Consider the following 10,425-nt stretch of genomic DNA (forward strand, 5'->3'; position numbering starts at 1 on the left):
TGAAAGGGGAGAATACCGATGACAATGGAGTCTGCTGCTGCGACCGCAGCGCCTGCCGTCTGGCAGCCGCAAGCGGTCCGCGAAGCGTACCTGTTCAAGCGGCGCTGGGGCCCGGGCGGAACTTACGTATCGGGCGGGACGCTGCTGCGCACCCGGTGGGAACCTGGCCTGGAGCGGATGCCGTCACATCTGATCCATCTCGGGGCAGTTCGCGGCATTGCCGGCGTGAAGCCGATGCCGGACCGCCTGGCCGTCGGCTCCCAGACAACGCTGGCCGCCTGCGGCAGCGAGCCGCTGCTCCGGGAGAGCTTCCCGCTGCTGGCGGAGGCTGCGCGCGCGATCGCCTCGCCCTCCGTCCGCCAGCTGGCAACGCTCGGCGGCAATGTGATGTCGGCCATCGGCGATGCGCTTCCCGCCCTGCTTCTATACGACGCCGAGCTGGTGTGGTATGGCAAAGACGGCCACCGGGCTGAGCCCTTGGCCGACTGGCTGCTGCGGCGGTCTGGGCCTTCGGCAGATCCGCATGAGCTGCTGGCGTACATTCATTTGCCCTATGGCGCTGCCCGGTACAGCGAAGATTCGCCTCCTGCGCAGCAGACAGGCCGGAGGCCGAAGCGCTTCGCCGCCTACCGCAAAGTCGGCCGGCGCGAAGCGTTCACGCCGTCGGTCGTGACTGTCGCCGTCTCCGGCGAGCTCGCTGCGGACGGCCGGTACTATGGCGTTCGCCTGGCCGCCGGGGGAGGGCAGACGCGGCCGGACAGATTCGGACGCCTGGAGCAGTGGCTGGAAGGGCGGCCGGCGGAGACCGGGACGCTGGCGGCGCTGCACGAGCGGCTCATGGAGCAGTTCGAGCCGCAGCCGGACGCCTTCGCCGATGCGGCGTACCGCAAACGGACGGCAGCCCATCTGATCACCGCGGTGCTGTGGCAGGCCGCTCTGCCGGCTGGGGAGGAGGAAGCTGCATGCTCCTAAACCGGCAGTCCAGCGGCGCCAGATGGCGCATCCGGCCAGACGGACCGGATAAAGTGACCGGGCGGCTCGAATATTTGACCGATATGACGGCGCCCGGCATGCTGTACGGGCTCGTGCTGCGCAGCCCGCATTCCCACGCCCGCATCGTTTCGATCTCTACGTCCCGGGCGAAGCGGCTTCCCGGCGTGCATGCGGTCGTCACGCACGAGGACGTCCCGGGACTGAATCGGTACGGAATCGCCCGTCAGGACCAACCCGTCTTTTGCGAGGATCGGGTTCGCTATGTCGGAGACGCGGTGGCGGCCGTCGCCGCCGAATCGCCGGAGCTGGCCGAGCTGGCGCTCGCAATGATTGAGGCCGAGTATGAGCCGCTGCCGATCGTGGACGATCCCGAGCAGGCGCTCGCACCGGACGCTCCGCAGCTTCACCCGGACGGCAATGTGCTGCACCGCAGCGAATACAAGACGGGCGACGCGGACGAAGCGTTCGCTTCCTGTCTCTACATCGTGGAAGAGACGTACCGAACTCCCCGTCAGATGCATGCGTACATGGAGACGGAGGGCGGCCTGTTTGTGCCGGAGCCGGACGGACGGCTGACGGTGTACGCGCCGACTCAGCACGGGTTCATGGACCGGCTGCAGCTGTCCCGCATTCTGGCGGTGCCGGAGCAGCGGATCCGCGTCGTCTCAAGCCCGATCGGCGGCTCGTTCGGGGGCAAGGATGAGCTGAACGTGCAGCCGTATGGCGCGCTGCTGGCAATGGCGACCGGCAGGCCGGTGAAGCTGCACCACTCGCGCCGGGAATCGGTGCGCGCCGGACTGAAGCGCCATCCGATGATCATCCGCATGAAGACGGGAACCGACCGCGACGGCCGGCTTATCGCCCACCGGGTGCGGATCGTCGCGGACACCGGACCGTACGCCACCCTCGGGGCCGAGGTGCTCAATTTCGCCATGGAGCATGTGATCGGCCCTTATGCGATGGCGCATATTGACGCGGAAGGCGTGTCGGTCTTTACGAACAACGGCATGTCCGGCGAATTTCGCGGTTTCGGCGGCAACCAGGCGATTTTTGCCCTGGAAGGCCAGATGGACCGCCTGGCGGAGCGCCACGGAATGGACCCGTGGGTGTTTCGCCGGCTGAACCTGCGGGAAGACGGCATCGGCCCTTTCGGGCAGCCGATCGCGCGAACCGGCGGGGCCGAGAAGGTGTGGGCCGCGCTCGCCGACTGTCCCTTCCGGCAGGAAGCGGCCGAAGCGCCTTTGTCCGGAAACGGTCGCGCGCCTTGGCTGAAAACCGGCGTCGGAGCCGCGTTCGTCATGCACGGCGCAGGGCTCGGCTACGGCATCCCGGACCCGGCCGGCGGCCGGTTATCGCTGCGGGAGGACGGGCGGATCGAGGCGGCATTCGGCTACGAGGAGTTCGGCCAAGGGCTGATCGCGACGCTTGAGCAGATGCTGATCGAGCAGCTTGGCGTCATGCCCGGCGATATCCGCATCGTGATCGGCGATACCGACGCCGTCCCGGACAGCGGCTCCAGCACCGCTTCGCGGGCGACCAGCATGATGTGGCAGGCGCTGCAGAACATGAAGGGGCCGTTCATCTCCAGGCTGCTGGCGGCGGCGGAGCAGGCCGTCAAGCTCCCGGCTTCCCGGCTGCGGCCGGGGCCCGGCGGGGTGCGGGACCGGGAGGACGGCCGGCTCGTCATCGCCTATGCGGATTTGGCCGCCTCCTTGACGGAGCCCGTCGTGTGCGAGACCCGCTTCCATTATCCGACAGCGCCGACGGACCGGGTTGGCGCGCATTATTTGTATTCCTACGCGGCGGTTGCCGTCAAAGTAGAGGTCGACGGGCTGACCGGTCGCGTCCGGGTGCTGGACCAGTTCCATGCCGTGGCGGCCGGGCCGGTCATGAATCCGCAGGGCTATTTGGGGCAGATTGAGGGAGGAAGCTCGATGGCCTACGGCTTTACGCTGACGGAGGAAGCGCTGATGGAGCGCGGACAGTACGTGACGCGCAATTTCGACACGTATCTTATTCCGACCGCTGCCGATTTATCCGGCTCATTCGCTGTTCTGCCGATCGAGGATTTGCCGGAGGACGACGCGCACGGCCCGCGGGGCATCGGCGAGATCGGCTCGGTCGGTCTGGCGCCGGCGATTGCGGCGGCCGTCCGGCAAGCGGCGGGCGTCTGGGTCGACCGCCTGCCGATCGATCCCGCGCTGCTGCAGGACGCTCCCCATCTTGGCATAAGGCGGGGGATGGGCGATGGCTGATACATCGGGAAGCGGCGGGCCGCTGCCGGCGGCGGCAGTCCCGGAGTGGGAGTGCGAGGTGAACGGCCGGCCTATCCGGCTCCCCGTTCCTCCGTCCCGCAGGCTGCTGGATATTATCCGGGACGATCTCGGATTATGCGGCACGAAGCGCGCCTGCGAAATCGGACGCTGCGGAGCCTGCATGGTGCTGATCGACGGGAAGCCCGTCAATGCCTGTCTGGCGATGGCCTTCCAATGCGCAGGCAAGCGAATTACGACGGTCGAGGGGATCGGAGGCGAATCGCTGCATCCGGTTCAGCAGGCTTTTCTGGAAGAGGGCGGCTACCAATGCGGCTACTGCACCCCGGGGATGATTATTACCGTGACGGCGCTGCTCGACGAGCATCCGGACCCGTCGCCGGAGCAGGTAACGGAGGCGCTCTCGGGCAATTTATGCCGCTGCACGGGCTATGGAGGCATCATCCGGGCAGTGCGGAGGGCAGCCGAAATAAGGAGGGCGACGACGACATGACTGTTGCGACCGTAACGAAGAAAGATATCCGGCTGTTGAAGCGATGTGCGGAAATATCGAGAGAGGCCCGGGAATCGGGCAACACCCCCTTCGGCTGCCTGCTTGCCGACGAGGAAGGCAACATCCTGTGGGAGCAGGGCAATGTCGAGATAACGGAATCGGCATGCACCGGACACGCCGAAACGAAGCTGATGGAGGAAGTGTCCCGGCGGTTTTCCAAGGAACAGCTGTGGAACTGCACGCTGTATACGACGGCAGAGCCTTGCGCCATGTGCTCCGGGGCGATCTATTGGGGCAATGTCGGCAGAGTCGTATACGGCATCTCCGAAAAAGCATTGGGAGAACTGACCGGGAACCATCCGCAAAATCCGACGCTCGATCTTCCGTGCCGGGACGTGTTTGCGCGCGGCCGCAAGCCGATCGCCGTCATCGGGCCGGTGCCCGAGGCGGCCGAGGGGATCCTCGCCGTGCATCGGGGATACTGGTCATGAGACTGACGGTGGAAGAGCTCAACGGCCTGAGCCGCGAGCGCTTCGCCAGCCTGCTCGGCCGCATTTTCGAGCATTCTCCCTGGGTCGCGGAGCAGGCGTGGGAGGAGCGGCCGTTCCGCTCGCCGCAGCATCTGCACGAGACGATGGTGCGGAAGGTGCGGAGCGCTTCGCCGGAGGCGATACTTGCCCTGTTCCGCGCCCACCCGGATCTGGCCGCCCGCATCTCCATGACGGCTGATTCAGTGAAGGAGCAGCGAAGCGCGGGACTGGATCGTTTATCGCCCGAAGAGTACGGGCGGTTCGAGGAGCTGAACAAGGCTTATACGCAAAAGTTCGGGTTTCCTTTCATCATGGCGGTTTCCGGCAAAACCAAGGAAGAGATCGCGCAGGCGATGGACGCAAGAATCGCTAACGAGCCCTCAGCGGAATGGCGCAGGGCGCTGGAGGAAATCAGCCGCATCGCGGAAATTCGCCTGGCCTCGTTATTCGACAGCCATTTACCGACGGAACGAAAGGATGAGATGTCATGCTGAAGCTTGAATCCGGGCGTACGCTGTATTACGGCAAAGGGGATGTGCTCGCTTACCGCACTTACGCCCAGCCGCTGGAGGTTGCGCCGATCCCCGAATCGCCGTATGCCGGCGACGGCAACGTCATTTTCGCTCATAACGTACAGATGGCGGTGAGCGGCGAGTCGCTGCTGACGTCCTTTACTGAAGGGGACAACGAGCGCGTCGTGGCGACCGATTCGATGAAAAATTTCGTTTTGCGCCAGACGGCGTCGTTCGGCGGCAGCACGACCGAAGCGTATCTCGCCTTTTTGGGCGAGCGGTTCCTGGAGCGGTATCCGCATATTCGGGCGATCGCCTTTTCCGCCGGGCGCATTCCGTTTTTGCCCTTGCCGGTGCCGGGGCCCGGCGGTTTTTTCGACAACAGCCTCGTGTACCGAAGGTCGCGCAACGATCACTCCTGCGCCGAGATGGAGATCGCGCGGGCCGCAGACGGCGTGCGGATCGTCTCGCATTGGAGCGGTCTTGCCGATTTGCAGCTGATTAAAGTGAGCGGCAGCTCGTTTTGCGGCTTCATTCGCGACGAATATACGACGCTGCCGGAGGCGCAGGACCGGCCGCTGTTTATATTCCTGAATATCAAGTGGCGCTACGAGGAGACGGGGGATGCGATTCATCCGGAGCGCGGCCGTTATGTGCCGGCGGAGCAAATTCGCGATATCGCCCACAACGTCTTTTATGAATTTACGACGCCGTCGATCCAATATTTGATCTGGCTGATCGGCCAGCGGATTCTAACCCGCTTTCCGCAGCTGAAGGAGGTGCGCTTCGAATCGAACAACCGCACGTGGGAGACGGTCGTGGAGCCTGGCGACGGGGCTTCGCCCGGCGTGTTCACCGAGCCGAGGCCGCCGTACGGCTTCCAGGCATTCTCGATGACGAAGGAGGACCTTGCCGCCGCCGGCGCGGAAGCAAGGCAAGAGCACGCCATATGACAGGGCGGCTGACGACCCATGTGCTGGATTTGTCGCAGGGCCGGCCGGCGCAGGGGATGCGGGTGCAGCTGTGGCGGATCGGCGGCGGTTCCGGCTCCGAAGGCGGCCCGCAGCTGCTGGGGGAGCGCCGAATGAACGGGGACGGCCGTCCGGATCGCCCGCTATCGGATGGGGAACGGCTTGATCCCGGCCTGTACGAGCTCGTCTTTTTTGTCGGCGATTACTTCCGAGAAGACGGTGCGATCGGGGCTTCGGCTGACGCTCCGGCGGATGGGGCTGTGTTCCTGGAGCAGGTCCCGGTGCGCTTTCGGATCGCCGAATCGAACGGCCATTATCATGTTCCGCTGCTTGTAGCGCCGGGCGGTTACAGCACTTATCGGGGAAGCTGACGGGATAGGGGGGATCGGTATGTCTAGCGGCATGGCTCCCGTCACCTATAACGAACCGACAGGCAAGGGGTGAAAGGATGACAGGCAAGCTGCTGTACAACGGCACGGTGCTGACAATGGATGCGGACAACTGTGTGATCAAGTCAGGCTATGTGTATATGGAAGGCGATACGATCCGGGAAGTGGGCGAATGGCGGCCGGATGAGCGGCTGGATCAGCTGCGCAGCCGCTGTTCCTTCGCCTATGACGCCGCAGGGAAGGCGATTGTGCCCGGTCTGATCAACGCGCACACGCATCTGTTCCAGACGTTCATGCGCGGGGCGGCCGATCATCTGCCGCTTTCGCGATGGCTTCGCGAGGTCATCTGGCCGCTCAGCCTGGCTATGGAGCCGGACGATTTCTATCTGGCGGCGCTCATCGGCTGTATCGAAAATTTGAAGTCCGGAGCGACTTATGTGATGGATCACCATTATATTCATACGTCGCCCGAGAACACGTCCGGCGTGCTTCGTGCCTTCGTCGATTCCGGCATTCGAGGCCACCTGGCGCGGGGCGGCTCCGATCTGTGCGGAGAACGGCAGCTGCGGGAGACGGAGGAGCGCATTTTTGCGGACACGGACGCCCTGCTTGACCGCTGGGAAGGGGCGGCCTCCGGCCGCGTCCGGATCGCGCTCGGCCCGCTCAACCTGTACGCCTGCTCGCGGCCTTACCTGGAGCAGGCCGCCCGCTTCAGCCGCGACCGCGACCTCATCGCGCACGTGCACGTCGCCGAGACGAGCGAGCAGATCGACAACACGCTGGAGCGGTTCGGCCTGCGCAATCTGGAGCTGCTCGACAAGGTCGGCCTGCTCGGCAGCAGGACGCAGGTCGTGCACGGGATATGGCTGAACGACGAGGAGCTTGCGGCAATCCGCGAGCGAAGGGCGACTGTCGTGCATTGCCCCGTCTCGAACATGTATCTCGCCTCCGGCGTCACCAGAGTGCCGGATATGCAGCGGCTCGGTATCAACGTTGCGCTCGGGACCGACGGCCCGGGAAGCAACAACTGCCAGGACAATCTGGAAGTGCTGAAATTTACGGCCTGCCTGCATAAAGTGAGCAGCATGGATGCGAGCCTGCTGCCGCCGATGGACGTGCTGCGGATGGCCACGGCGAACGGGGCGAAGGCGATGGGCAGAGAGGCGGATCTCGGAAGCCTCGAACCCGGCAAAAAAGCGGACATCGTCGTCATCGATCTGACTAAGCCGCATATCCGCCCGGTCCACCGCGTTTCGTCGGCTCTTGTGTACAATGCCAACGGCAATGATGTCGAGCTGGTAGTAGTCGGCGGGCGGGTGGTCGTCGAGAACGGACAATGCGTGATGTTGGACGAACGGGAGCTGCTGCTTCGCGCCCAGTCCCGGGTCGACGCGCTGCGCGCCAAACTGTCTTCGCGCTATCCGGTGTTTGCCTCCGGCGATTAGCGCTGTTCATAGGTGACACCCGTTTGTGCAATGCCGTCTCGCCAAACGATATCCTCTATATAAAAGGAAAGGATCGATATTTCATGACCATGAGCCCAGAAAGACTTAGCGACCCGGTGCTGGAAAACGATTGGCATGCCGTCTGTCTGGCTTCCGAGCTGAAGGAAAAGCCGATCGGCGCGACGCTGCTGGGGGAGCGAATCGTCCTTTTCCGAACGGGCAAAGGAGTGCACGCGCTGAAAGATTTGTGCATTCACCGGGGCGCGATGCTGTCCAAAGGGTGGGTGGATGGCGACGCCATTACGTGTCCGTATCACGGTTGGCAGTACGATGCGGAGGGGGCGTGCGTCTGCATTCCGGCTCAGCCCAAAGGCGAAAAAATTCCTCCTCGCGCGGCAGCGCAGCCCTACGCCTGTACGGAAAAATACGGTTTTATCTGGGTATGCCTCGGCGAACCGGCCGGGGAGCTGCGGCATATCGAGCCTTTTGCCAATCCGGCGAACCGTCCGATCCTGTGCGGGCCTTACAAAGTGAATGCCGCTGGCACGAGGGTGATGGAAAATTTCACCGACTTCGCCCATCTGATGTTCGTTCACCGGCATCTGCTCGGCCATCCGGAGCATGCCGAGCTGCCGGACGTTCAGATCGTCAAGGAACCGGACCGGATTTACATCGAGAATGTCCCGATTTTTCAGCCGGTCGCGCATGCCGGGTCGGACAAAAAGGACGGCACGACGTACATTTACCGAAAAGAGGTGTATCGGCCGCTGTCCGGCTGGCTGTCCAAGACTGATCCGGAGAGCGGGCAGACGTTATGGATTTTGCAGACGATATCGCCGGTATCGGCGAGCGAATGCCTCGTGTTCATGATTGTTTCGCGCAATTACGGGTTCGAGCTGGACGATATGGAGTTTATGCGGTTCCAGGACATCGTCTTCGATCAGGACGCTCAGGTCATTGAGACGCAAAAGCCGGAGCTGCTGCCGCTCGACTTGCAGGCGGAATTGAATCATCGCGTAGACCGATTTTCCGTAGCATACCGGCGGTACTTGAGAGAGCTGGGCGTTGTCGTCGGCACAACCTGATTTTTGGCCGAACATAGTCGTTTCGCAAAACAGCATGAATGACATTTAGAATGGGAGGGGAAGAGAAACATGAATGCATTCAGCGGGTCTTCAAAACGCAGGGCAAGACGCAGGGCTTCCTTATCGATTTATCTCTTGCTGGTGACGAGCTTTCTGGCCGCCTGCGGCACAAGCCAGGCGCCGGGGCAGACGCCGGGCGCGGCATCGCCTGAGTCTTCTCCGGAGACGCCGAAGTCTTTGACGAAGGCGACGGTCGTGCTGAACTGGTTCCCGGAGCCGGAGCACGGAGGCAATTATGCCGCTCTTGCCAAAGGCTTTTACAAGGAGGCCGGTCTGGATATGACGCTGATGCCGGGCGGACCGCAGGTGTCTTCCACGCAAATCGTCGCATCCGGCAAAGCGGAGTTCGGCATGGCGAACGGAGACGACATTTTGGTTGCGAGAGGCCAGGGCATCCCGATCGTCGCGATCGCCACGGCGTATCAGAAGAGCCCGCAGGCGCTGTTTTATCACAAAAGCTCCGGCATTCAAGATTTCTCCGATTTAAACGGGCACAAGGTGTATGTAGCCTCCACCGCCAGCTATTGGCAGTTCCTCAAAAGCAGGTTTAAGCTCGATCAGGCGCAGGAGATGAGATATACGGGATCGCTCGTCAACTTCGTGAACGACCCCAATGCCGTGACGCAGGGCTATGTCACCTCCGAGACCTACACGCTGACGCAGGAAGGCGTCGATTTCGGAATATTGCTGAACGCGGATTCCGGCTACAATATTTATGCGGGCGTCTATTTCACGACGGAAAAAATGATCGCCGAGCAGCCGGAGCTGGTCAAAGCGTTCGTCGAGGCGACGGTTAAGGGCTGGGATTATTATAAAGACCATGCCGAAGAAATCAATCCCTCGATCCAGGAAAAAAATCCGGATATGAGCCTCGACATGATGAAATTCAGCGCCGAAAAAGGGATGGACTTCGCCTTTGGCGGCGATGCGGCTGCGATGGGCACGGGCATCATGACCGCGGAGCGTTGGTCCGAGGTGCAAAAACAGCTCGTCGAGGTCGGCGTGCTGAAGGAAGAGGAACCGATCGAGAAGGTGTTTACGACCGAATTTTTGCCCGCCAAAAAATGAGGAGCAGCCGGCCTGCCGGCTGGCTAGCAGGCTGTCTTTCGAGGTCCGCAGAGACCCGGGAGACGGCTTTTTTGGTTGCAGTCGACTTGGCTCTGCCTGCTGCGCATGATCATGATCAACGGCGCTCTGATTGAAAGGAACGCTCCAAGAGGCATTCCCGATCCAGTCCGGCCTGACCTCAAGGCCGTCGATATCCATTCCGGCCTCAGGTTCGTCCGTTTCCTGTCCAACCAAACGTCAAGACCATCTGGAACCCAGCCTAGACCTCCAAGCGATAAGAACGAAAAACGATCTTATTCCTCCTAAAATAGCCCAATAATCGAAAATAAGTTAACATGAACGTAAAACAGCTCCGTATTTGCTAGCGATCGTAGGTTAAAAATGTGAGTGTAGGACACATTTTCAGAGCTACTAAGCAAAAGGAGCTGTTACTTATGAAGTATGCCACAAAATTCATTGGTTTAGATGTATCGAAAGAAAAAATTGCTGTAGCGGTGGCAGATAGCGGTCGAGAAGCCCCTCGTTATCTTGGAGCTATTCCTCACAAACCTGAGGCAATTCGGAAATTAATTAAACAGTTGGGAGATCCGAGCACCCTTTCGTTTT

At 61.9% G+C, this 10,425-nt stretch carries 10 protein-coding genes; all 10 read left to right on the forward strand.

Annotated features, from left to right (window positions below; genetic code table 11):
* The first annotated feature begins 18 nt into the window (after positions 1-18).
* The 10 genes from F591_RS28700 to F591_RS0121495 all read left to right on the forward strand — a co-directional run bounded on the left by F591_RS28700 (position 19) and on the right by F591_RS0121495 (position 9,819).
* Entirely contained in the window at positions 19-972 is a 954-nt protein-coding gene (locus tag F591_RS28700) for an FAD binding domain-containing protein (RefSeq protein WP_019536671.1), read from the forward strand.
* Positions 963-3,248 (forward strand): xanthine dehydrogenase subunit D, encoded by a 2,286-nt coding sequence (gene pucD / locus F591_RS0121455; RefSeq protein WP_019536672.1) that lies wholly within the window; start codon positions 963-965, stop codon positions 3,246-3,248. Before F591_RS28700 ends, pucD begins: the two co-directional genes overlap by 10 nt.
* Positions 3,241-3,759: a (2Fe-2S)-binding protein gene (locus F591_RS0121460; RefSeq protein ID WP_019536673.1), complete on the forward strand. Its 519-nt coding sequence runs from the start codon at positions 3,241-3,243 to the stop codon at positions 3,757-3,759. The genes pucD and F591_RS0121460 overlap by 8 nt, the downstream gene beginning before the upstream one ends.
* Positions 3,756-4,250, forward strand: a complete 495-nt coding sequence (locus F591_RS0121465; protein ID WP_019536674.1) for a nucleoside deaminase — start codon at positions 3,756-3,758, stop codon at positions 4,248-4,250. The genes F591_RS0121460 and F591_RS0121465 overlap by 4 nt, the downstream gene beginning before the upstream one ends.
* Positions 4,247-4,783, forward strand: a complete 537-nt coding sequence (gene uraD, locus F591_RS28705) for a 2-oxo-4-hydroxy-4-carboxy-5-ureidoimidazoline decarboxylase (protein WP_019536675.1) — start codon at positions 4,247-4,249, stop codon at positions 4,781-4,783. Before F591_RS0121465 ends, uraD begins: the two co-directional genes overlap by 4 nt.
* The gene (pucL, locus tag F591_RS0121475) at positions 4,777-5,754 is read left to right on the forward strand and encodes a factor-independent urate hydroxylase (protein WP_019536676.1); all 978 of its coding nucleotides are present in this window, start codon (positions 4,777-4,779) and stop codon (positions 5,752-5,754) included. Before uraD ends, pucL begins: the two co-directional genes overlap by 7 nt.
* Positions 5,751-6,143 carry a hydroxyisourate hydrolase gene (uraH, locus tag F591_RS0121480; protein ID WP_019536677.1) on the forward strand — a complete coding sequence of 131 codons (393 nt, stop codon included), beginning with the start codon at positions 5,751-5,753 and terminating at the stop codon, positions 6,141-6,143. Before pucL ends, uraH begins: the two co-directional genes overlap by 4 nt.
* 77 nt (positions 6,144-6,220) lie before the next feature.
* Positions 6,221-7,606 (forward strand): amidohydrolase family protein, encoded by a 1,386-nt coding sequence (locus F591_RS0121485; RefSeq protein ID WP_019536678.1) that lies wholly within the window; start codon positions 6,221-6,223, stop codon positions 7,604-7,606.
* A gap of 83 nt (positions 7,607-7,689) precedes the next feature.
* The gene (locus F591_RS0121490; RefSeq protein ID WP_019536679.1) at positions 7,690-8,691 is read left to right on the forward strand and encodes an aromatic ring-hydroxylating dioxygenase subunit alpha; all 1,002 of its coding nucleotides are present in this window, start codon (positions 7,690-7,692) and stop codon (positions 8,689-8,691) included.
* A 69-nt stretch (positions 8,692-8,760) separates the two neighbouring features.
* Complete coding sequence (locus F591_RS0121495; RefSeq protein ID WP_019536680.1) at positions 8,761-9,819, forward strand: ABC transporter substrate-binding protein; 1,059 nt, start codon at positions 8,761-8,763, stop codon at positions 9,817-9,819.
* Positions 9,820-10,425 lie beyond the last annotated feature (606 nt).

This window comes from Paenibacillus ginsengihumi DSM 21568, assembly GCF_000380965.1.
Lineage (GTDB): Bacteria > Bacillota > Bacilli > Paenibacillales > NBRC-103111 > Paenibacillus_G > Paenibacillus_G ginsengihumi.